The 20,882-nt window shown below is 62.8% G+C and carries 22 protein-coding genes; 14 read left to right on the plus strand and 8 right to left on the minus strand.

Annotation, left to right across the window (positions count from 1 at the left end; translation table 11 throughout):
- Positions 1–89 precede the first annotated feature (89 nt).
- Positions 90–1,562, plus strand: coding sequence for a protein adenylyltransferase SelO (locus tag M1D43_RS08670; protein WP_192923486.1), 1,473 nt, complete (start codon positions 90–92; stop codon positions 1,560–1,562).
- 710 nt (positions 1,563–2,272) lie between these two features.
- Entirely contained in the window at positions 2,273–4,606 is a 2,334-nt protein-coding gene (locus tag M1D43_RS08675) for a glucose/quinate/shikimate family membrane-bound PQQ-dependent dehydrogenase (RefSeq protein WP_013844130.1), read from the plus strand.
- Between the two features lie 49 nt (positions 4,607–4,655).
- Here M1D43_RS08675 and bla read toward each other — a convergent pair whose 3' ends face one another.
- Positions 4,656–5,546, minus strand: coding sequence for a class A beta-lactamase (bla, locus tag M1D43_RS08680; protein ID WP_153314693.1), 891 nt, complete (start codon positions 5,544–5,546; stop codon positions 4,656–4,658).
- Between the two features lie 286 nt (positions 5,547–5,832).
- On the opposite strand from bla, the gene M1D43_RS08685 reads away from it, so the two are divergent.
- Together M1D43_RS08685 and M1D43_RS08690 are read left to right on the plus strand one after the other, a co-directional pair.
- Positions 5,833–6,246 (plus strand): MerR family transcriptional regulator, encoded by a 414-nt coding sequence (locus M1D43_RS08685; RefSeq protein ID WP_003537590.1) that lies wholly within the window; start codon positions 5,833–5,835, stop codon positions 6,244–6,246.
- A gap of 189 nt (positions 6,247–6,435) precedes the next feature.
- Entirely contained in the window at positions 6,436–6,939 is a 504-nt protein-coding gene (locus M1D43_RS08690; RefSeq protein WP_003537587.1) for a GNAT family N-acetyltransferase, read from the plus strand.
- A gap of 20 nt (positions 6,940–6,959) precedes the next feature.
- Here M1D43_RS08690 and M1D43_RS08695 read toward each other — a convergent pair whose 3' ends face one another.
- The 3 genes from M1D43_RS08695 to M1D43_RS08705 all read right to left on the minus strand — a co-directional run bounded on the left by M1D43_RS08695 (position 6,960) and on the right by M1D43_RS08705 (position 9,286).
- Complete coding sequence (locus tag M1D43_RS08695; protein ID WP_153314695.1) at positions 6,960–7,871, minus strand: c-type cytochrome; 912 nt, start codon at positions 7,869–7,871, stop codon at positions 6,960–6,962.
- 122 nt (positions 7,872–7,993) lie between these two features.
- A complete protein-coding gene (locus tag M1D43_RS08700) occupies positions 7,994–8,440 on the minus strand; it encodes a c-type cytochrome (protein WP_018094515.1) in 447 nt (148 codons plus the stop codon).
- A 207-nt stretch (positions 8,441–8,647) separates the two neighbouring features.
- The gene (locus M1D43_RS08705; protein WP_003537238.1) at positions 8,648–9,286 is read right to left on the minus strand and encodes a LysE family translocator; all 639 of its coding nucleotides are present in this window, start codon (positions 9,284–9,286) and stop codon (positions 8,648–8,650) included.
- Between the two features lie 120 nt (positions 9,287–9,406).
- On the opposite strand from M1D43_RS08705, the gene M1D43_RS08710 reads away from it, so the two are divergent.
- Positions 9,407–10,120, plus strand: coding sequence for a helix-turn-helix transcriptional regulator (locus tag M1D43_RS08710; RefSeq protein WP_003537240.1), 714 nt, complete (start codon positions 9,407–9,409; stop codon positions 10,118–10,120).
- A 65-nt stretch (positions 10,121–10,185) separates the two neighbouring features.
- Here M1D43_RS08710 and M1D43_RS08715 read toward each other — a convergent pair whose 3' ends face one another.
- A complete protein-coding gene (locus M1D43_RS08715) occupies positions 10,186–10,788 on the minus strand; it encodes a superoxide dismutase (RefSeq protein ID WP_003537242.1) in 603 nt (200 codons plus the stop codon).
- A gap of 232 nt (positions 10,789–11,020) precedes the next feature.
- Between M1D43_RS08715 and M1D43_RS08720 the strand changes: the two genes are divergently transcribed.
- Positions 11,021–11,431 carry a VOC family protein gene (locus M1D43_RS08720; protein ID WP_003537244.1) on the plus strand — a complete coding sequence of 137 codons (411 nt, stop codon included), beginning with the start codon at positions 11,021–11,023 and terminating at the stop codon, positions 11,429–11,431.
- A 147-nt stretch (positions 11,432–11,578) separates the two neighbouring features.
- Here the strand turns inward: M1D43_RS08720 and M1D43_RS08725 are convergent, their stop codons facing one another.
- Positions 11,579–12,460, minus strand: a complete 882-nt coding sequence (locus M1D43_RS08725) for a branched-chain amino acid aminotransferase (RefSeq protein WP_028010155.1) — start codon at positions 12,458–12,460, stop codon at positions 11,579–11,581.
- Between the two features lie 155 nt (positions 12,461–12,615).
- On the opposite strand from M1D43_RS08725, the gene M1D43_RS08730 reads away from it, so the two are divergent.
- From M1D43_RS08730 to M1D43_RS08750, 5 genes are all read left to right on the plus strand, one after another.
- A complete protein-coding gene (locus M1D43_RS08730; protein WP_015007322.1) occupies positions 12,616–13,656 on the plus strand; it encodes a zinc-dependent alcohol dehydrogenase family protein in 1,041 nt (346 codons plus the stop codon).
- Between the two features lie 68 nt (positions 13,657–13,724).
- Complete coding sequence (locus tag M1D43_RS08735; RefSeq protein WP_153314697.1) at positions 13,725–14,276, plus strand: phosphatase; 552 nt, start codon at positions 13,725–13,727, stop codon at positions 14,274–14,276.
- 180 nt (positions 14,277–14,456) lie between these two features.
- Positions 14,457–15,119, plus strand: coding sequence for a haloacid dehalogenase type II (locus M1D43_RS08740; RefSeq protein ID WP_003537251.1), 663 nt, complete (start codon positions 14,457–14,459; stop codon positions 15,117–15,119).
- A gap of 13 nt (positions 15,120–15,132) precedes the next feature.
- A complete protein-coding gene (tam, locus tag M1D43_RS08745) occupies positions 15,133–15,906 on the plus strand; it encodes a trans-aconitate 2-methyltransferase (RefSeq protein ID WP_003537253.1) in 774 nt (257 codons plus the stop codon).
- Between the two features lie 466 nt (positions 15,907–16,372).
- The gene (locus tag M1D43_RS08750) at positions 16,373–17,200 is read left to right on the plus strand and encodes an aldo/keto reductase (protein ID WP_010968957.1); all 828 of its coding nucleotides are present in this window, start codon (positions 16,373–16,375) and stop codon (positions 17,198–17,200) included.
- A 63-nt stretch (positions 17,201–17,263) separates the two neighbouring features.
- Here the strand turns inward: M1D43_RS08750 and M1D43_RS08755 are convergent, their stop codons facing one another.
- Positions 17,264–17,659 carry a hypothetical protein gene (locus M1D43_RS08755; protein WP_003536701.1) on the minus strand — a complete coding sequence of 132 codons (396 nt, stop codon included), beginning with the start codon at positions 17,657–17,659 and terminating at the stop codon, positions 17,264–17,266.
- Positions 17,660–17,949: 290 nt separating this feature from the next.
- Here M1D43_RS08755 and M1D43_RS08760 point away from each other — a divergent pair, with 290 nt between their 5' ends.
- Entirely contained in the window at positions 17,950–19,512 is a 1,563-nt protein-coding gene (locus tag M1D43_RS08760; RefSeq protein WP_153314699.1) for a helicase HerA-like C-terminal domain-containing protein, read from the plus strand.
- A gap of 8 nt (positions 19,513–19,520) precedes the next feature.
- Positions 19,521–19,733: an alkylphosphonate utilization protein gene (locus M1D43_RS08765; protein ID WP_010968955.1), complete on the plus strand. Its 213-nt coding sequence runs from the start codon at positions 19,521–19,523 to the stop codon at positions 19,731–19,733.
- Between the two features lie 96 nt (positions 19,734–19,829).
- Here M1D43_RS08765 and M1D43_RS08770 read toward each other — a convergent pair whose 3' ends face one another.
- Positions 19,830–20,252, minus strand: a complete 423-nt coding sequence (locus M1D43_RS08770) for an organic hydroperoxide resistance protein (protein ID WP_010968954.1) — start codon at positions 20,250–20,252, stop codon at positions 19,830–19,832.
- A gap of 108 nt (positions 20,253–20,360) precedes the next feature.
- On the opposite strand from M1D43_RS08770, the gene M1D43_RS08775 reads away from it, so the two are divergent.
- Positions 20,361–20,837: a MarR family winged helix-turn-helix transcriptional regulator gene (locus tag M1D43_RS08775; RefSeq protein WP_010968953.1), complete on the plus strand. Its 477-nt coding sequence runs from the start codon at positions 20,361–20,363 to the stop codon at positions 20,835–20,837.
- Positions 20,838–20,882 lie beyond the last annotated feature (45 nt).

Genomic DNA, 20,882 nt, shown 5'->3' on the forward strand with positions numbered 1-20,882 from the left:
CTCGTGTAGACTTGCTGCGAAAGGGCGGCCGACTTCCGGCGTGCCGCTGTATCGTGATGAGTTCCGTTCCAACGCAGCCAATTTCAAAGATGACCGCATTCCGCTTCGACAACAGCTACGCCCGGCTGCCGGCCAATTTCTATGCCCCTGTGCAGCCGACACCGGTCGCGGAACCGTGGCTGATCAAGCTCAACCGCCCGCTTGCCGGAGAGCTTGGGCTCGACGCCGAAGCGCTCGAACGCGACGGCGCGGCGATCTTTTCGGGCAATCTCGTCCCCGAAGGGGCCGAACCGCTCGCCATGGCCTATGCCGGCCACCAGTTCGGCACCTTCGTGCCGCAGCTCGGCGACGGACGGGCCATCCTGCTCGGAGAGGTGACCGACGCCGGCGGGCGACGACGCGACATCCAGCTCAAGGGAGCCGGCCAGACGCCCTACTCCCGCCGCGGCGACGGTCGGGCGGCGCTTGGGCCCGTCCTGCGCGAATATATCGTCAGCGAGGCGATGCATGCGCTCGGCGTGCCGACGACCCGTGCGCTGGCTGCCACGGTCACGGGACAGCCCGTCTACCGCGAACAGATCCTGCCAGGTGCCGTATTCACCCGGGTCGCGGCAAGCCACATTCGTGTCGGCACGTTCCAGTTCTTCGCGGCACGCGGCGACATGGAGTCGATAAGGACGCTCGCGGATTATGTGATCGGCCGACATTATCCGGAGCTGAAGACGGATGAGAAACCCTATCTCGCGCTCCTCAAGGCAGTCGCGGCGCGCCAGGCTGCACTGATCGCGCGCTGGCTGCATGTCGGCTTCATCCATGGGGTGATGAATACCGACAATATGACGATTTCAGGCGAAACCATCGATTTCGGCCCCTGTGCCTTCATGGACGATTACGATCCGAAAACCGTGTTCAGCTCGATCGATCAGTTCGGCCGCTACGCTTATGCCAACCAGCCGGCTATCGGTCAGTGGAATCTCGCCCGCCTGGCCGAGACGCTGGTGACGCTGTTCGATCCCGTAGCCGACACGGCCGTGAACCTCGCCAACGACGCTCTTGGCGAATACGGAACGATCTTCCAGAAGCACTGGCTCGACGGCATGCGGCGCAAGATCGGCCTGCTCACGGATGAAGACGAGGATCTCGATCTCGTGCAGTCGCTGCTGACGCTCATGCAGAACGGAAAAGCGGATTTCACCCTCACCTTCCGCCGGCTGGCGGCATCCGCGGAAAACGCAACCGCGGATACGGAGCTTGCAAGCCTCTTCGAAGAACCGCAGGCGCTCTCACCCTGGCTCGAGCATTGGCGCCGACGGCTCGAACGCGAGCCGCAGCCGGCAACCGAACGCGCTGCCGCGATGCGCTCCGTCAATCCCGCCTTCATTCCGCGCAACCACCGGGTGGAACAGGCGATCGCTGCGGCAACCGAAGACGCGGATTTCTCGCTCTTCGAGGCGCTCCTCGACGTGACGTCGCGGCCCTACGAGGACCAGCCGGGCCATGCCGCTTATGCCAGGCCACCTGAGCCCGGCGAGGAAGTGCTGCAGACCTTTTGCGGCACGTGAATATTTGTTTTCCAAAGCGTTGCGAATGACCTGCCCCTCATCCGCCTGCCGGCACCTTCTCCCCGCAAGCGCTACGGCATGCACATATCTCTTGTTGTCCAGCCCTTCGCGGATTTACTCCGGAGTGGCGGCATCTGTATTTCCAGCAGTGGCGAGGCTTGCGGATGGGTCCTTGGGATCAAACCCGTATGCGCTAACATTGGCATTAGCGGTCACCCGCCCCTCATCCGCCTGCCGGCACCTTCTCCCCGCAGGCGGGGAGAAGGGACAAGCGGCGCCGACTGAACCCCGCATTCACCGCCCGCCCGAGGGAGCGAGTGGGCGCGGCATATCCCTTCTCCCCGCCTGCGGGGAGAAGGTGGCGGCAGCCGGTTGAGGGGCAACCAACCCCGACCGAGCGGGGTTGAGGCGGTTGGGTTCCCGAGGGATCTCCTTCATGAGCAGTATCCGCCGCACCGGCGCGCAAGAGATATGTGCATGCCGTAGCCGCAAGCGGGGGGAAGGTGCCCGAGGCAAGCACCTCGGCCACCATTATCATCGGCGTTTCGTAGGGGCACGTCCCCTCTCCCCGCCCCGCGGGGAGAGGGTCAGGGTGAGGGGCTCTTCACCGGATTGCGGCTATTGAAAGGCACGCGTTTTGCGTTAGTTTCACAAAACCGTCCACGACCAGTCGTGCCGCGGCACGTTCTCAACCTCGGGAGCTCGAATTGATGGTCATCGTCCTGACCGCCGTCGTCTTCGCCGTGATCGGCCTCGCCCTCGGTGGGGGCGGCACGCGGCTCCTGCTGCTCGGCGGCAGCCCGTATTATCTCATCGCCGGCTTGGGCTTTCTGCTCACCGCGTTTTTGCTCTTTCGCCGCCGCGCCGCCGCGCTTTGGGTCTATGCGCTGGTCGTTCTCGGGTCGCTCGCATGGGCGATCTGGGAGGTGGGCTTCGATTGGTGGCAACTCGGGCCTCGGGGCGGCGTGATCATCCTGCTCGGGCTGTGGCTGCTAACCCCATGGATCCGGCGACCCCTCGGCTTCGTCAGCCCCACCGGCGAGCAATATGGGGCAAGCGCCTGGCCGCTTGCACTGGTGAGCCTCCTCTCGGTCGGTGTCGCCCTCTATTCGATGACGCAGGACCCCCATGACATTCGCGGCGATCTGCCCGGCGAAGTCGCGGCGAACGCGAACCTCGGGGGCAACGTACCGCCGGGCGAATGGCACCAATATGGTCGCACGCCCTTCGGTCAACGTTACTCCCCGCTCGACCAGATCCGTCCGGAAAACGTCGCCAACCTGCAGGTGGCGTGGCAATACCAGACCGGAGACGTGAAGCTGCCCGAAGACGTCAGCGAAACCACTTATCAGGTGACGCCGCTGAAGGTGAAGGACACGCTCTATGTCTGCACGCCGCACAACTGGGCGATCGCGCTCGACGCAGCCACCGGTCAGGAGAAGTGGAAATACGATTCCAATTCCGGCATGAACCCGGATCGCCAGCATCAGACCTGCCGCGGCGTCACCTATTGGGCCGATCCGGCCGCAGCGCCCGGCAGCCCCTGCGCCGAGCGCGTCTATCTGCCGACATCGGACGCCCGCCTGATCGCGCTCGACGCGACGAATGGCGAGGTCTGCACCAGCTTCGCCGACAACGGCGTCCTGCATCTCGAACAGGGCATGAAGCACAACCCCGCCGGCTACTACTATTCGACCTCGCCGCCCGTCGCCGTCGGCGACAGGCTCATCATCGGCGGGGCGGTCAACGACAACTATTCCACCACGGAACAGTCCGGCGTGATCCGCGCTTTCAACATCAACACCGGCGCACTCATCTGGAATTGGGACAGCGGGAATCCGGACGTAACGGCGCCCCTCCCTCCGGGTCAAACCTACACCACCAATTCGCCAAACAGCTGGTCCGTCTTCAGCTATGACGAAGGGCTCGGCCTCGTCTACATCCCCATGGGCAACCAGGTGCCCGACCAGCTCGGCATGGGCCGCAGCGAGCATGTGGAGAAATACTCCTCCTCCATCGTCGCCCTGGACATCAATACGGGCGCGGTACGCTGGGTACGGCAGACGGTGCATCACGATCTCTGGGATATGGACGTACCCGCCCAACCTGCCCTTCTCGACATCACGAGAGAGGACGGAACCGTCGTGCCGGCACTCGTCGGGCCTACCAAGCAGGGCGACATCTATGTGCTCGACCGGCGAAGCGGGGAGCCGATCATCCCGATCGAGGAAGTACCCGCTCCCGGCGGTGCGATCCCCGAGGATTTCACGGCCCCCACCCAGCCCGTCTCAGGTCTCACCTTCATGCCCCCGCCGCTCATGGAGCGCGACATGTGGGGGATCAGCATGTTCGATCAGCTTGCATGCCGCATCGAATTCAGAACGCTGAAATACGAGGGACGCTACACGCCGCCTTCCCTCGAGGGGACGATCGTCTATCCCGGCAATTTCGGGACTTTCAACTGGGGCTCCGTCGCCGTGGATCCGGAGCGCCAGGTGATGTTCGGGATGCCGACCTATCTCGCCTTCACCTCGCGGCTCGTTCCGCGCGACCAGATCGCCCCGAAGGGCGAAGGCGAAAAGGGTAGCGAACAGGGCCTCAACCGCAATGAAGGCGCACCTTACGGGGTCTTTATGGGTCCGTTCCTCGGCCCGCTCGGGATTCCCTGCCAGGCCCCGCCATGGGGCTATGTCGCAGGCGCCGATCTCAGGACCGGCAAGATCGCCTACAAGCACAAGAACGGCACGGTCTACGACATGACGCCGCTGCCGCTGCCCTTCAAGCTGGGCGTGCCGGGCATCGGCGGACCCATGATAACCAAGGGCGGGCTCGCTTTCCTGGGTGCCGCGGTTGACGATTATTTCCGGGCTTACGACCTGACCACGGGCGAACAGCTCTGGGAAGCGCGGCTTCCGGCCGGCGGCCAGTCGACGCCGATGACCTATACGGTCGGCGAGAAGCAGTATGTCCTGATCGTCGCGGGCGGACACGGTTCGGTCGGCACCAAGCCGGGCGACTATGTCATCGCCTATACGCTGCCCTGACGCACGAACCGGAATGACGGGCGCGCTCGCATGAGCGCGCCCGCAGCCTTCAGGCCATGTCGGCGACGATTCTGCCGATATCGGCGAAGACCGGGTTCAGATCATCGAGCGGCGCCTTGGCCTCGCCGGTATAGACGCAGATCAGGATCGGGCCACGGCCCTCGGGCCAGGCGACGGCGATGTCTGAAACCGCACCGGTCATACTCGTTCCCGTCTTGTCTCCGATCCGCCAGTCCTGGGGCAGGCCCGCCCGCAGCCGCGCATCACCGGTCTTGTTCGCGACCAGCCAATCGATGAGCTGCTTGCGTCCTTCTTGCGAAAGGACTGGTCCCAGGACCAGTTTTCCGAGCGTGTCGAGCATGGCGCCCGGTGTGGTGGTGTCGCGCGGATCGCCCTTCCTGGCTTCGTTCAGGTCGGGCTCCGTCCGGTCGAGGCGCGTGGTCTCGTCGCCGATCGAGCGCAGCCAAGACGTCAGGCCGTCGGGGCCCCCGAAGCTTTCGAGCAGCAGGTTGCCGGCGGCATTGTCGCTGATGGTGATCGCCGCCTCGCAGAGTTCCGCGACCGTCATGCCGTTGCCGCCCACATGCTTTTCCGTCACCGGCGAGTGAGGCAGCAGGACCTCCTTGCCGAAGGTGATCCGCCGGTCGAGCTTTTCCTCCCCGCGATCGACGCGGGCAAGCGCGCAAGCCGCCGCAAGCGCCTTGAAGGTCGAACACATGGCGAAACGCTCGGCCTCCCGGTGCCCAAACGAGATGTTGGTCTCGGTGTCGAGCACGGCGACGCCGAGGCGTCCGCCGGTACGCTCTTCAAGCTGGCGAAGCCGCTCGGTCACGTCATCCTCCGCCGCGCCGGACGCAAGCGCGGGCGTTCCCAGGACGAATGCCGGATAGAGCATGGCCGACGTGGCCAGCATTGCTCGGCGGGTTATGTGCAAAGGCATGTCTTCCTCCGTCTGTGCGGCTCAAGCGCCGAGACATAGCTAAATTATTGATTTGGAATATTATTCCTATCGATTCCGACGGTCGAATCGCTAAAGGGCGATTGCGGCGGGCTTGTGCCCGAAGGTGCGCTCTTCGATACGGGAACGAACCCCGGATGCCGTTTTCCAAGCTTGATCGACGGCGGATCCTGCCCATATAAAGCTCTAGAGACTAGAGTATTTGAGAAGTGCTGTGACGGTTTTCCGTCCGGAAGTGCATAGTTTCAATGTTGGAGAAATGGGGCGCATGTATACGATCGGCGATCTTTCCCGGCGGACGGGCGTAAAAATCCCGACCATCCGCTATTACGAGCAGATGGGTCTGCTCGCGGCACCGGAGCGCTCGGAGGGCAATCAGCGCCGCTATGAAAAGCGTGAGCTCGAAACGCTCGCTTTCATCCGCCACGCACGCGACCTCGGACTTTCGATAGAGGCGATCCGGGACCTTCTGGCACTGAGCGAGCATCCGGAACGCCCCTGCGGCGAGGCGGACCGCATCGCCACCGAGCATCTTGCCTCCGTGCGGGAAAAGATCGCCCAGCTCAGAAGGCTGGAGCATGAGCTCGAGCGCATCGTCGCCTGCCATGGCGACCACACGATCGGCGATTGCTATGTGATCCGCGCGCTCGCCGACCACTCGCTGTGCGGAAACGAGCATTGAAATTCCTCGTTGACAAATTCCGGAATTTGGACAATCTACGCGCATGATCAAGAACGCGCCCATTTCCAGCGTATATTTTTGGCTGTTCCGATAGGAGCGGCCTGCTGATCATATTCAACAAGGCCGCCATCAGGCGGCTTTTGTTTTTCACGGCACCTGATGGCGGCAGAGAACCATCAGGAGCCGAGAATGCTGCAGACCGTCACCCCTACCCTTCAGCCCGTTCCGTCGGCGCGTGCGCCGATGGTGACGATCCGTTGCGCCAAGCCACGTGATCTCGCCGAATTGCGCGAGATGGTCGCCGAGCTTGCCGCCCATCACGGCGATGCCGCAACGATCACCCCCGAACAGCTCGAGCGGGATCTCTTCGGACGCACACCCTGGATCACGGCACTGGTCGCAGAAGCCGGCGGCGCGTTGATCGGCTATGCCATTCTCGTCCCGCAGTACCGGGCGGCCGAAGGTGCCCGCGGCATGGAAATGCACCACCTCTTCGTCCGCCCCGGTCACCGCGGCACCGGCATCGGGCGCCACCTCGTGGCCAAGGCTCGCGAGCAGGCGAAAATGGCGGGCTGCGACTACCTCTCGGTCAGTGCCGCCACCGGAAACTTCCAGGCGCACCGTTTCTACGAGTCCGAGCGCTTCGTGCCGCGCCCGGTAACCGGCATGCGCTACCTGCAGAAACTCGGGTAAGGGGGCCGCGGTCGCTCCGGTTACAGCGCCGGCAACGCCTTGAGGTAGGCCGCGATCGCATCGCGGTCGGAGGCCGGCAGCTCCGCCATGTTCTTCTGGACCTCGACCATCGAGCCGCCGACCGTGTCGAAATCCGGCGTGAAGCCGGTTTCGAGATAGGAGGCGATGTCGGATGCACTCCAGTCCCCGATACTTTTCGAAGACGGCGTGATGTCGGGGATTCGGCCTTCGCCTTCAGGATTGGGTGCGCCGGCGAGCCACCGGCCCTCCTCGAAACCGCCAAGCGCATCGCGCGGCGTGTGACATTCGCCGCAATGACCAGGACCCTCCACGAGGTATTGCCCGCGGGCGAGCTTGGTGTCGGCGGTATTGACCTGAGTACGCGGCTCATCGCTCAGATACAGCAGCTTCCATGCTCCGAGCGCCAGGCGGACATTATAGGGGAACGCCAGATCGTGCGGAGGTGTCGCGTTGCTGCTCTTCGGCAGCGTCTGCATGAAGCCCCAAAGGTCGTTCACGTCCTTGGCGGTCATCCGGGTATAGGAGCCGTAGGGGAAGGAGGGATAGAGATGCTCGCCGTCCTTTCCGACGCCGCGCGTCATGGCGTCGCCGAACTCCGCAAGCGTCCAATTGCCGATGCCGACGGTTTCATCGGGGGAGATGTTGGGCGGATAAAACGTGCCGAAGGGGCTCTTCAGGGTACGGCCGCCGGTAAGGGCGAGCCTCTGGTCGTCCTTGGCGCCCGGAGCGGAGTGGCAGCTGACACAGCCGCCTGCCCAGAAGATCTGTTCGCCATTGGCGAGATCGGGCTCGCCGAGCCCCTCCCAATGGGCGGCGTCCCAACGATCCGGCTTGGTCAACCACCAGGCGAGACTCGCTCCCGCCACCACCAGGACCAGACCAGAAAGCAGATACCTCGCACGCCGGCCCATGGGCTCCTCTTGAGATCACGAATGCGGATGACAACGGCCGGTGGGCTTTTCGACCTGCTTGCGGAGAGATCGCGCCGGCGAACCGGCGCTCTTCAAAACGGGTTAGAAGAACCGTCTGATCGTCAATTCTTCTTCAGGCGGTAGGTCTCGTGACAGCTGCTGCAGTCTTTTCCGAGAATGCCGAGTGCGGCGCCGACACCGGCCTGATCTGCGGGCAGTTGGGCAAGGATCTTTTCAGCGTCACCGCCGAGCTTGGCGGCCTTTTCCTTGAAGTCCTCCATGTTCTCCCAGATTTTCGGGCTCGCTTCGGTTTCCATTCCCGTTTCAGAGCCGGCCGGGAAGTGATCCGGGAAAACCTTCACCGTCTCGCTGATCGTCGCCAGGGATGCTTTGACGATCTCGGCGTCATAGGGCTTTTCACCCTTGGCGATGCCGCTGAGTTCGCCCGTCGCCTTTCCCACCTTTTTCATCAATTGCTGACGCACCGCCTGCGGCTCGTCGGCCGCCGTCACGGCGGTCACGCCCAGGCCCGCCAGGGCTGCGGCAAGCATAAGAGCTCGTATCTTCATCATGTTCTCCGGTCTGACCCGCTTCCGGGGCGTAGTGTTGAAGCGCCGGCATGATGGCATTTTGGGTTTTCTACGGAAGTAACTTTTTTTTGATGTGCTTGCCGATTCAGCACAATTCGCCGCGCAGATACCTGGCCGCGCGGCGACGTCTTCAAAAGTTCAAATATATGAATATAGAACTCATCTTTCTACTTGATCGACCGCGTCTCAAGCAGCCCCGCTCCAGCCATGCCATACCGTGAAGATGGCGATGACGACGAGGAGGAGACCGGCGAGCCGGCCGATGGTGACCGTGGCACCGGGGCTGCCCACGAGGAAATCACGCCCGCGCCCGGCGGCAAGTGCAAGCCCGCCATAGACCGCAAGCTGCGTCAGCGCGATCATCACGGCCATGACGGCCGCCTGGGACCACACCGGACCGAACTGCGGCTTGAGGAACTGCGGGTAGACGGCAAGCATGAAGAGATAGGCCTTGGGATTCATAAGGCTCGTCAGTGCACCCTGGCGAAAACTCGCCCAACGCGACAGCCGTGCTCCTCCTTCGACACCGCTGATGGTGATGGAACTGCGCAGGAGCGAAAAACCGATCCAGGCGATATAGGCCGCGCCGGCAGCGAGCAGCAGGTTGAAGAGCTGGGGCACCAGATGCAGGACGACGCTGACGCCAAGGGCCGCATAGAGCGTGTGCAGCACGCCGCCTGCCACGATACCGGCCGTTGCCGAAAGCCCGGAAGCGCGCCCGCCGGTCATCGCATTCGCGAGGACGAAAACCATGTCCATGCCGGGAACGATGATGATGCCGAAGAGAAGGGTGAAAAAGAGCCAGAGGTTTTCCGCATAGGTCATGTCAGTTGCTCTTCCGTGATATCTCAAGGGCGGATTGTTTAGTTTCAACCCGTTGGCGCGTGTTATATCTTTCTCCAACTGACAAGGTCGTGTCAGGAGTGAGCAGATAGAGGGCGCTTCATGCGCAAGGCGTCGCGTCTTTTCGAAATCATCCAGATGCTGCGGCTCGCCCGTAAACCGGTGACGGCGGCGGAAATCGCCGACGCGCTGGAGGTGACGCCCCGTTCGATCTACCGGGACATCGCCGCCCTGCAGGCGATGCGCGTGCCGATCGAGGGCGAGCGTGGCATCGGCTATATCCTGAGGCCCGGCTTTGACCTGCCGCCGCTGATGTTCTCGATCGAGGAGACGGAGGCGATCGTGCTTGCGCTTGCGCTTCTTGCACGCACCGGCGACGAGGAACTGAAGGCGGCGGCACGGCGCGTCAATCAGAAGATCACCGGCGCCGTGCCGGAACCGCTGCGCAAGGTCTTCCAGTCACAGGCGCTGCACGCCTGGGGCACGATCGCCTCGCCGCCGCCGGCGGCCGACTTGGCCATGATCCGGCGGGCGATCCGTGACGAGCAGAAGCTGGTGCTGGACTATCGCGACGAGCTTGGGCGCGCGACCGAGCGCACGGTACTCCCGCTTGCGCTGATCTATTATTCCGAACACGCGATGATGGTCGCGTGGTGCGAATTGCGGCAGGATATCCGCAATTTCCGCGCTGACCGCGTTGAACACTGCGAACCCGCCGACGCCTATTTCCGCGGCGAAGGCAACCGGCTGAGGCAGATGTGGATTGCGGGATGGCAGACAAATGCGGTTCGGCCGCTCGAGGCGGCGGACGGGTAAGCCGGAGCCCCAACGAAAAGGCCCGGCGCAAGCGCCGGGCCGATTTCCGCTGGTAGAAGCAGCGCTTACTTTGCAGCCGCTTCGTACAGCTCGAGGACGTAATCCCAGTTGATGAGATTGTCGACGAAGGCTTCCAGGTATTTCGGACGCGCGTTGCGATAGTCGATGTAATAGGAATGCTCCCACACATCGACGCCGAGGATCGGGGTTGCGCCGTGGACGAGCGGGTTCTCGCCGTTCGGGGTCTTGGAGATTTCCAGCTTGCCGTTCTTCACGGAAAGCCAGGCCCAGCCCGAGCCGAACTGACCTGCGCCGGCAGCAATGAAATCGGCGCGGAACTTGTCGTAGCCGCCGAGGTCCGATTTGATCGCCGCGTCGAGCTTGCCGGGCAGGCTGGTGCCGCCGCCGCCCTTCTTCATCCACTTCCAGAAGTGAACGTGGTTGTAGTGCTGGCCGGCATTGTTGAACAACGGCTGATTGGTGCCGTAGGACTTCTTGACGATATCTTCCAGCGAAAGATCGGAAAGACCGGCTTCCTCGGCGAGCTTGTTGCCGTTCGTCACGTAAGCGAGGTGGTGCTTGTCGTGATGGTATTCGAGCGTTTCGCGCGACATGTAGGGCGCAAGCGCATCGTAGTCATAGGGAAGGTTCGGCAATTCGAAAGCCATTGTGGCATCTCCTCTTGGCATGGATTTCGTCGGGGAAATCTGTCAGCGGAACATAGGCACCGCCTCGCAGGGAGGCAACCGATGCAGCGCCAAAATTTCGCTAACCAACGCAAAATACTTTCATTGCTTTCGTGACTTCCGCCTGCGCGCGCAAGCGTCTCGACGCGCCGCCTTGCGGTCCTATCTTACGTTATCGAGAGCATGATGCCCAACCGTGCCACAGGAGAAAACGATGGAATTCCACCAGGGACGGCTCATCGATCACGTGCATCTTCGCGTCGCGGACCTTAGGGCGAGCAAGCGGTTCTATCAGGCGGTGCTCGGCGCGCTTGGCCACCAGCCGACCTACGAGACCGACGAGTTCTTTGCGTTCGACGAGTTCTTCGTCGACGCGGCAGAGGATTACCGCACCCGCGTCCACCTCGCCTTCCAGGCCTCAGGCCCCGATGCGGTGCAGCGGTTCTACGACGCCGGACTGGCCAATGGCGGCACCGACAATGGACCGCCCGGAGAGCGAAGCTACCATCCGGGCTATTATGCCGCGTTTCTCCTCGACCCGGACGGCAACAATGTCGAAGCCGTCCATCACGGACCGAACACGCGCTCGTCCGCCGATGTGGTCGTCCGTCCGCTTGAACCGTAGCCTTCGAAGAGCGGCTGGCTAGAGCGGGATGAGGAAAAGTGTGTGCGGTTTTCCGCCCGCATCCCGCTCTAACCTATTGGAATCGATCACGTTCATGTTTATAGGTCGACCCGACCTATAAACATCGTGATCTAGCCTGGGAGCAGATCACTCCCTTTCGGTCGCGTGCGCCCAGTCCATATAGAGATCGCGCGCCTTCGCCGTGACCGGACCGGCCTGCAATTCGCGCTGCTCGAGGCGGGTGACGGGCAGCACCTTGGAATAATTACCCGAGGTGAAGATTTCGTCGGCCCCCTCGAAATCGGCCATGGTCAAGCTGGTTTCGATCACTTCGAAGCCTGCCTGGCTGAGAAGCCCCATCACGCGCGAGCGGGTGATGCCGGCGAGGAAGGTCCTGTTGGCGGCCGGCGTGAAGACCACGCCGTCCTTCACCATGAAGATATTCGAGGAGCCGGTCTCCGCGATGTTGCCGAGCATGTCGCGCACCAGTGCATTGTCGAAACCGCGCGAACGTGCCTCGTTGAGGATGCGGGCGTTGTTGGGATAGAGGCAGCCGGCCTTGGCATCGGTCGGCATGCATTCCAGCGTCGGCCGGCGGAAGGGAGAGAGCGTCAGCGACGAGCCGGCATGGCCGTTGCCCATCGGCGCCTCGAAAAGGCAAAGCGCGAAGCGTGTCGATTCAGGATCCACCGCAACGACGCTCCAGGATCCGTGCTCGCCCCAATACATGGGCTTCACATAGATCGCCGTCTTGCCGTCGAACTTCTTCACGCCTTCCCAGGCCAATCCCTCGATCTCCTCGGCCGACATCGTCGGCTTGAGACCCAGAGCCTCGGCGGAGCGGTTGACGCGCTGGCAATGGAGGTCGAGATCCGGCGCGATGCCGTCGAACCAGCGGGCGCCGTCGAATACGGTCGAACCGAGCCACATCGCATGGGATGTCGGGCCGATCAGCGGCGGGTTGCCGGCAAGCCACTCGCCGTCGACAAAGGTCCAGGTGGTGGATCGTGGGGATGTATCGACGGCCATCGGTGCCTCCTTCTTTTCTTCACGCACTTCCGCTCTAGCCGGAAAAAGCAGCATGAGGGTGAATGGGTACATCAAAAAATGTCATGGCGTCCATTCTGTCGCCCTCCCGAGCGACGTGTCAGAATGATGAAAACGCCCAAAGGGAGAGATCGCCGATGAAAGCGATGTACTACGATGCCTTCGAGAAGATGCCGGAGATCCGGACGCTTCCCGATCCGGCGCCGACCGAGAACGGGGTCGTCATCAAGATCGAGGCGACCGGCCTTTGCCGCAGCGACTGGCACGGCTGGATGGGGCACGACCCGGACATTCGTCTTCCGCATGTGCCGGGCCACGAACTGGCGGGCACGATCGCGGCCACCGGGCGCGGGGTCCTCCGCTACAGGATCGGCGACCGGGTGACGGTACCCTTCGTTTCCGGTTGCGGCCGCTGCTTCGAATGCAGCTCCGGCAATAGCCAGGTCTGCGAAGCGCAGTTTCAACCGGGTTTCACCCACTGGGGCTCGTTCGCGGAATATGTGACGATCGACTTTGCCGAGCAGAACCTCGTGCATCTGCCCGAGACCATGGATTTCGCAACGGCGGCGAGCCTCGGCTGCCGCTTCGCAACCTCTTTCCGTGCGGTCGTCGACCAGGCCCGCGTCAAGGGCGGCGAGTGGGTGGCAGTGCACGGCTGCGGCGGTGTTGGCCTCTCGGCAATCATGATCGCCGCCGCACTCGGAGCCAATCCAATCGCCATCGACATCTCGGAGGAGAAGCTCGCCTTCGCCCGGACGCTCGGGGCGGTCGCCACCATCAACGGCCGCGAGACGGAGGACGTCGCGGGAGCTGTCAGGGAACTCACCCGAGGTGGCGCCCACGTCTCGCTCGATGCGCTCGGCTCGCCCGTTACCTGCTTCAACTCGATCAAAAATCTGCGCCGCCGCGGCCGGCACGTCCAGGTCGGACTTATGCTGGCGGAGCAAGCGACGCCGCAGATCCCGATGGCGCAGGTGATCGGCCATGAGCTCGAGATCTATGGAAGCCACGGAATGCAGGCCTGGCGTTACGATGCCATGCTGGCGATGATCACCGCCGGGAAGCTGAACCCGAAGGCGTTGATCGGCCGTGAGATATCGCTCGAAGAGGCGGCGCCGGCACTGGCTGCGATGGACCGGGCGACGGACCTCGGCATCAGTGTCATCACGCGGTTCTGACCCGGATTCCGGTCGCGGGCCGGCGCTGCTATTCTGCCGGCAACCCGAGACGAATCAGGAGGCACGTCATGGCTCTTGCGGTTCAGGCTATCGAGAACGCCTGCTATCGGCCCGTTCTCGGCACGAATCCGGCGCATCCGAACGATTGGCCGGTGCGCCTCATCGTGAGCTCGCAAACCGAGGCGCGGCACAATCGCGCGCTATGGGCGCCGACGCATCTCGTCTCGATCCGAGCGCCCGCGACGCGTCTGCTTTCGATGATCGACCTGCCGCCGGAGCGGCACCTGGAACTCCGCTTCGGCGACACCATCGACCCGGATGCCCCGGATGCTGCGCGTCCGGCGGCGATCGAGGCGACGTTCGCCTTCATCGACAGCCTGCCCGAAGAGGCACATTTGCTGATCCACTGCCTCAGGGGCATCGGGCGCTCGACGGCGCTGACCCTCGGCGTTCTGGCGCGCTATATGGGACCGGAGGAGGCTGCGGCAGCGCTTCACGCGCTGCGCCCGGAGGCGAAGCCGAACCGGCACGTGCTCGGCCTTTTCGACGCGGCTCTCGGGCTCAAGGGCAAACTTGCGAAACAGGCGCTGCGTTTCCCGGCAAAGGTTTGGAAAGATTGAACGAAGGCGAGCGACGAAGACATTGTGCGGCGCACAAAGTTTTGACATGATGCACGCAAAAGAATGCTGAGGCACAGCGTCTCCGACGCAATGCCACAAGCCCCTGCCCGGCGGCCACGCGCGCGATATGGTGAAAACCTCCGGCGCACCGCCCGGACGGTGGATAGACGGGAGAACTCAATGTCTTACGCGGCCTATGTCTTCGACGCCTATGGCACGCTTTTCGACGTGCATGCGGCCGTACGCCGGCACGCCGAGGCGATCGGGCCGGACGGCCAGGCCTTTTCGGAACTCTGGCGCGCCAAGCAGCTCGAATATTCCTGGGTGCGCTCGCTGATGGGCGCCTATGTCGACTTCTGGGAATTGACCGAGCAATCGCTCGACTACGCCTTTCAGCGCTTCCCCTCCGCCGATCCCAAGCTCAAAAAGCCTCTTCTCGATGCCTATTGGGCGCTCGACTGTTATCCGGAAGTTCCCGCGGTCCTCAAGGGATTGAAGGAACTCGGCGCCCGTATCGCCATTCTTTCCAACGGTTCGCCGGCCATGTTGGCCTCGGCCGTCAAGAACGCCGCCCTTGATATCATCATCGACGACGTTTTCTCGGTGGATGCCGTCAAGGCGTTCAAGACGGCACCGGCTGTCTACGATCTGGTGACGACGAGCTACCGGCTCTACCCCCAGGCGGTCTCGTTCCAGTCCTCGAACCGGTGGGATATCGCCGGCGCCACGAAATTCGGTTTTCGCACGGTCTGGATCAACAGAGCCGACGGGCCGGATGAATACAAGGACCATGGTCCTTCGCTGATCCTCCCCTCGCTCGAAAGCTTGCAATTCGGCATATGAAGGAGCCACGCCCATGTCCTGGTCGGCAGCGCAATATGCCAAGTTCGAGGACGAGCGGACGCGTCCGGCGCGCGACTTGCTGGCGCAGGTACCCGATCTGCCCGCTGGCCCCGCCTTCGACCTCGGCTGCGGCCCGGGAAATTCGACCGAGTTGATCCTCGCACGATTTCCGGGCAGCCCGCTTACCGGCATCGACAGCGACGATGACATGCTTTCGGCCGCGCGCACCCGCTTGCCGGACCTGCGCTTCGAAAGAGGCGACCTCGCTGCCTGGACGCCGCCGGCGGAAAGCGCGCTCTTCTTCGCCAATGCGGTCTTCCAGTGGCTGCCGGAGCACGTCACGCTTTTCGAGCGGCTCATCCTGGCGCTTGCGCCCGGCGGAACGCTCGCGGTGCAGATGCCCGACAATCTCGATGAACCGACGCATCTTCTGATGGAGGAAACGGCAGAGGAGTCCGCCTTCGCCCCGGCCTTCGCCGGCCGCACCATTCGGCGCAGGTCCCTGCCTTCACCGGCGACCTATGTCGAAAGGCTCGCCTCGAAGGAGGTCCGGGTCGATGTCTGGCACACCGTTTACTATCACCAGCTCGCGAATGCGAACGCGATTGTCGAATGGGTGAAGGGCACGGGATTACGCCCCTATCTCGACGCGCTGCCCACCACCCAACGCGCCGGCTACCTTGCCGCCTATGCCGAAAAGATCAGGAAGGCCTATCCGGCGATGAAAAATGGGCGCGTGCTCCTGCGTTTCCCTCGGCTTTTCATCGTGGCGACAAGAAATCTCTAGAGCGGGATGAGGAAAAGTGTGTGCGGTTTTCGCTATTGGAATCGATCACGTTCATGTTTTTAGGTCGACCCGACCTAAAAACATCGTGATCTAAGGCCTGTTGAGATCTGGATTTCCTGCCGCGGCTTGTTTGGTCTCCTCATCCCTGTGCTCGTCACAGGGATCCAGCCAGACCAAGTCCTTGGGCTGAAAGACCTCTTCCCGCGCCGCCGACGCGGCGCCGCTGGATCTCTGTGACAAGCACAGGGCGAGAGAAGCGCCATCATCCATCTCGCAGCAACCGTCTTAGACTCCAGATGAATCTCAACAGGCCTTAGAGCGGGATGAGGAAAACTGCGCGCGGTTTCCGCCGGCTCGGACAGGCGCGGCCCTGTTTTCCGGACAAGCTTGAAGGCGCGCCTTGCGAGGACAAGTATAGGAGATCGCGCCTCGGCCCCGCCGGGCGCTCGCAGCGAAGGAGTTCTCAATGCATGCAGTCAGTTCCAACGGCGCCAATATTCCCGCGCTCGGCTTCGGCACATTCCGTATGTCCGGAGCGGAGGTGCTTCGCATCCTGCCGCAGGCCCTGAAGCTCGGTTTCCGCCACGTCGACACCGCACAGATCTACGGCAACGAGGCGGAAGTCGGCGAGGCCATCCAAAAGTCCGGCATTCCACGGGCGGACGTCTTCCTGACCACGAAGGTCTGGGTCGACAACTATCGCCACGACGCCTTCATCGCCTCGGTCGATGAGAGCCTGAGAAAGCTGAGGACCGACCATGTCGATCTGCTGCTTCTGCACTGGCCGGGGAGCGACGTGCCGATGGCCGAACGGATCGGCGCGCTGAACGAGGTGCGGAATGCCGGCAAGGTACGCCATATCGGCATCAGCAATTTCAACACCACGCAAATGGAAGAGGCGGCGCGTCTCAGCGATGCGCCGATCGCCACGAATCAAGTCGAGTATCACCCCTATCTCGACCAGACCAAGGTCCTCCAGACGGCGCGGCGGCTCGGAATGTCGCTCACGTCCTACTATGCCATGGCCAACGGCAAAGTGCCTGCCGACCCGCTACTCACGGAAATCGGCGGCCGCCACGGCAAGACGGCGGCGCAAGTGGCGCTGCGCTGGCTCGTGCAACAGCAGGACGTGATCGTGCTTTCGAAGACGGCGACGGAGGCGCGGCTCAAGGAGAATTTCGCGATATTCGACTTCGCGCTGACGCGGGAGGAGATGGCGGCAGTCCGCGAGCTTGCCCGCCCGAACGGGCGGATCGTCAATCCGCAGGGTCTTGCTCCCGAATGGGATGCGTGAGGGGAAGGCATTCCGGCCGCCCCTCTGGCCGGCCGGCCAGAGGGGGCATTGATCGCGGTGCCGTCAAACGAACTGGCTGAGGCCCGGAACGGAGGCGACCACCTCGTCGACGACTTCGTCGCCCGCCTTCTCCTTGGCAAATGCGATCGTCTCTTTGGCGAGCGCCGTGATCTCTCCCATGCCGAGACCCTGGCTCATCAATTGCTGCCCGAGCGCCATGACGCCGCCGCCGCCGCCGATCGCGGACATCAGGCCGCCAAGAAGGCCGCCACCATTGCTGCCCTCGCCATTGTACTGGGCGACCAGTTCGGGCGCACCGGGGATCGCCTCGATCATCTGGGCGACCGGGCCTTCGGCGGCCTCACGCTGCAGGAAGCCGAGGATCATCCCGACTGCCTTTTCCGCCGTTGCGGTCTCGATTCCGACATTTTCCGCCACGCGCGTGACCAGTTCACTCATGGAAATCTCCTCAATCGAATTTTGACGTTAACGTCAAGGTAAATGAACGATGCCGGGATGACAAGGGCATCGAAACGAACCCCGAATACCATATCCGCCACCTCCGCAGCATCGTTTCACGGAGCTCGCCAGATGGCAAACCGGCCTTGTTCCCGTCCGCAATCATGTTGCCGGGAACAAACGCACCGCCTATAACAGATCCACGCTATGTTTCGATGACCGACTTTGTGCGACATGCGGGAAATACCCGCTTTCATTGATAAAATTGACAATACGGAGATGAAGCCCCCATGCTGCAGGAAGGCAAGATCTATATCGGAACCAGCCGCAAGCCGGACGATTCGATCAACAAAGGCGAATATCTGGAGCTGAAGTTCGGCAATCGCCACGGGCTGATCACCGGCGCCACGGGGACCGGCAAGACCGTCACGCTGCAGATACTCGCCGAGGGTTTCTCCAACGCCGGGGTTCCGGTCTTCTGTGCGGACGTCAAGGGCGACCTCTCCGGTATCGGCGCGATGGGCGAGCCCAAGGACTTCCTGCTGAAGCGCGCCGAACAGATCGGCCTCGACCCATACGATTTCCAGGAATTCCCGGTGATCTTCTGGGATCTCTATGGCGAGAAGGGCCACAGGGTCCGCACCACCATCTCCGAAATGGGCCCGCTGCTTCTGTCTCGGCTGATGAATGCGACGGACGCGCAGGAAGGCGTGTTGAACATCGCTTTCAAGATCGCCGACGAGGGCGGCCTGCCGCTGCTCGACCTCAAGGACCTGCAGGCGCTGCTCAATTACATGGGCGAGAATGCGAGCGAGCTTTCCAATCAGTTCGGCTTCATTTCCAAGGCCTCCGTCGGCTCGATCCAGCGCGAACTCCTGATCCTGGAACAGCAGGGTGCGGAGCATTTCTTCGGCGAGCCGGCGCTGAAGATCACCGACATCATGCGGACCACCAATGACGGGCGCGGCGCGATTTCGGTGCTTGCCGCCGACAAGCTGATGATGAACCCGCGTCTCTACGCGACCTTCCTGCTGTGGCTCTTGTCCGAGCTGTTCGAAGAGCTGCCCGAAGTCGGCGATCCCGACAAGCCGAAGCTGGTGTTCTTCTTCGACGAGGCACATCTGCTCTTCAACGATGCGCCGAAGGTTCTCGTCGAGCGTGTCGAACAGGTCGTCCGCCTGATCCGCTCTAAGGGCGTCGGCGTCTATTTCGTCACGCAGAACCCGCTGGACGTACCGGAGGCGGTCCTCGCACAGCTCGGCAACCGCATCCAGCACGCGCTGCGCGCCTATTCCCCGCGCGAACAAAAGGCCGTCAAGACGGCTGCCGACACATTCCGCCCGAACCCCGACTTCAATTGTGCCGACGTGATCACCAATCTTGGCACCGGCGAGGCTCTGGTCTCGACGCTCGAGGGCAAGGGATCGCCGTCGATCGTCGAGAGAACCCTGGTCCGGCCGCCTGCGTCGCGCCTGGGCCCGCTCACAGATGCGGAGCGGCAGAAGGTGGTGGACGTGAGCCCGGTGCGCGGTCTCTACGACGAGGACTTCGACCGCGACTCAGCCTACGAGATGCTTGCGAAACGTGCGGCCAAGGCAGCGGAACAGGCGGAGGCTGCCCGGCAGGCTGAAGAAAAACCGGCCGAGGATACTTCCGGCGGCAGCCGCTGGACCCTGCCCGGCTTCGGCGACGACGCGGCCGAAGCGCCCTCCGGCAAACAGGGCCGGCCGCGATCCTCCGGCTACAAACGGGAGACCATCATGGAAGCTGCGATGAAGTCGGTGGCACGAACGGTTGCGACCCAGGTGGGACGAGCCCTTGTGCGCGGCATTCTCGGCAGCCTGAAGCGGTAGGGTCGGCCATGGACGTCAAGGATTCGAATGGCGCCGTTCTCAAGGACGGCGACAATGTCATCCTGATCAAGGATCTGAAGGTAAAGGGAACGTCCGCCACGCTGAAGCGCGGCACGTTGGTCAAGGGCATCCGCCTGACGGACGATCCGGACGAGGTCGAATGCCGGGTCGAAAAAATCAAGGGCCTGGTGCTGCGTACCGAGTTTCTGAAGAAGGCGTGATGCGTCCCGATCGATCCCCGACACTTGCTTGCGGCGGAACTGCCGGGGCAAGCCGAAGCCCGGAGTTACGGGCTTCGGTCATCTGCAACGGTCCGATCAGGCCACCGTCAGCTTAACGTCGACATTGCCCCTGGTCGCATGGCTATAGGGGCAAACGATATGCGCCTTCTGGACGAGGTCTTCCAGCACGGCCTTTTCGACGCCGGGTGACGAGATTTCCAGCGCCGCGTCGATAAAGAAGCCTGTGCCGTCGTCGCGGGGTCCGATGCCGACCGTGCCCGTCACCGTCGTGTCTTCCGCAAGCTTTACCTTCTCCTTGCCGGCGACGAATTTCAGTGCACCGAGGAAGCAGGCAGAATAACCGGCGGCAAAGAGTTGCTCGGGATTGGTGCCGCGCGCGCCGTCGCCTCCGAGTTCCTTCGGAACGGTCAGCGTCACGTCGAGAACGCCGTCCTTGCTCTTGGCCTGGCCGGCGCGGCCGCCGGTCGCGGACGCGGTAGTGCGATAGAGGATGGGCATGACAGTCTCCTTCCTTGTGGTTGCCGGATTTATATATCGCAAGATTAAATAGCGCGCAAATTAATTTTGCAAATTGCTTTGCCGGCGTGAATTTGCGACAATGACATCATGACGAGGAAAGCGGCAAAATTCGACGCGGATTCCGATGAGGCGCTGGCGCTCGGACGCCAGCTCTGTTTCGCCGTCTACTCGGCGGCGCATGCCTTCAATCGCGCCTACAAGCCGTTGCTCGACCGCTTCGGGCTGACCTATCCGCAATATCTCGTGCTGCTCACTCTCTGGCAGCAGGACCGCATGACGGTGAAACGAATCGGCGAAGAGCTGGGCCTCGATTCAGGCACCCTTTCGCCTCTGCTCAAGCGGCTGGAAGCAGCCGGCTATGTCCGCCGTGTACGCGATGCGGCGGACGAGCGGCAGGTGATCGTCAGCCTGACGGATGGCGGCCGGGAGCTGAAGGCCGAAGCCTTCGGTATTCTGCGCGACATCGGCAGTGCATCAGGCTGCAGCCTGGAGGAGGTCGGCGAGTTGCGCGACGCGCTGCACCGGCTGACGCAGCGGCTTGCCGGTAGTCGACACGAAAGCTGACAAGAGCACCTGCAGGAAAAGTGCGTAACGGTTTTCCGTCCGGCG

The sequence above is a fragment of the Ensifer sp. R1-3 genome (assembly GCF_056739175.1).

Coding starts and splice junctions, on each gene's coding strand:
- M1D43_RS08670 (WP_192923486.1), top strand. CDS start 90: ATGACCGCATTCCGCTTCGACAACAGCTACGCCCGGCTGCCGGCCAAT.
- M1D43_RS08675 (WP_013844130.1), top strand. CDS start 2,273: ATGGTCATCGTCCTGACCGCCGTCGTCTTCGCCGTGATCGGCCTCGCC.
- bla (WP_153314693.1), bottom strand. CDS start 5,546: ATGCCTTTGCACATAACCCGCCGAGCAATGCTGGCCACGTCGGCCATG.
- M1D43_RS08685 (WP_003537590.1), top strand. CDS start 5,833: ATGTATACGATCGGCGATCTTTCCCGGCGGACGGGCGTAAAAATCCCG.
- M1D43_RS08690 (WP_003537587.1), top strand. CDS start 6,436: ATGCTGCAGACCGTCACCCCTACCCTTCAGCCCGTTCCGTCGGCGCGT.
- M1D43_RS08695 (WP_153314695.1), bottom strand. CDS start 7,871: ATGGGCCGGCGTGCGAGGTATCTGCTTTCTGGTCTGGTCCTGGTGGTG.
- M1D43_RS08700 (WP_018094515.1), bottom strand. CDS start 8,440: ATGAAGATACGAGCTCTTATGCTTGCCGCAGCCCTGGCGGGCCTGGGC.
- M1D43_RS08705 (WP_003537238.1), bottom strand. CDS start 9,286: ATGACCTATGCGGAAAACCTCTGGCTCTTTTTCACCCTTCTCTTCGGC.
- M1D43_RS08710 (WP_003537240.1), top strand. CDS start 9,407: ATGCGCAAGGCGTCGCGTCTTTTCGAAATCATCCAGATGCTGCGGCTC.
- M1D43_RS08715 (WP_003537242.1), bottom strand. CDS start 10,788: ATGGCTTTCGAATTGCCGAACCTTCCCTATGACTACGATGCGCTTGCG.
- M1D43_RS08720 (WP_003537244.1), top strand. CDS start 11,021: ATGGAATTCCACCAGGGACGGCTCATCGATCACGTGCATCTTCGCGTC.
- M1D43_RS08725 (WP_028010155.1), bottom strand. CDS start 12,460: ATGGCCGTCGATACATCCCCACGATCCACCACCTGGACCTTTGTCGAC.
- M1D43_RS08730 (WP_015007322.1), top strand. CDS start 12,616: ATGAAAGCGATGTACTACGATGCCTTCGAGAAGATGCCGGAGATCCGG.
- M1D43_RS08735 (WP_153314697.1), top strand. CDS start 13,725: ATGGCTCTTGCGGTTCAGGCTATCGAGAACGCCTGCTATCGGCCCGTT.
- M1D43_RS08740 (WP_003537251.1), top strand. CDS start 14,457: ATGTCTTACGCGGCCTATGTCTTCGACGCCTATGGCACGCTTTTCGAC.
- tam (WP_003537253.1), top strand. CDS start 15,133: ATGTCCTGGTCGGCAGCGCAATATGCCAAGTTCGAGGACGAGCGGACG.
- M1D43_RS08750 (WP_010968957.1), top strand. CDS start 16,373: ATGCATGCAGTCAGTTCCAACGGCGCCAATATTCCCGCGCTCGGCTTC.
- M1D43_RS08755 (WP_003536701.1), bottom strand. CDS start 17,659: ATGAGTGAACTGGTCACGCGCGTGGCGGAAAATGTCGGAATCGAGACC.
- M1D43_RS08760 (WP_153314699.1), top strand. CDS start 17,950: ATGCTGCAGGAAGGCAAGATCTATATCGGAACCAGCCGCAAGCCGGAC.
- M1D43_RS08765 (WP_010968955.1), top strand. CDS start 19,521: ATGGACGTCAAGGATTCGAATGGCGCCGTTCTCAAGGACGGCGACAAT.
- M1D43_RS08770 (WP_010968954.1), bottom strand. CDS start 20,252: ATGCCCATCCTCTATCGCACTACCGCGTCCGCGACCGGCGGCCGCGCC.
- M1D43_RS08775 (WP_010968953.1), top strand. CDS start 20,361: ATGACGAGGAAAGCGGCAAAATTCGACGCGGATTCCGATGAGGCGCTG.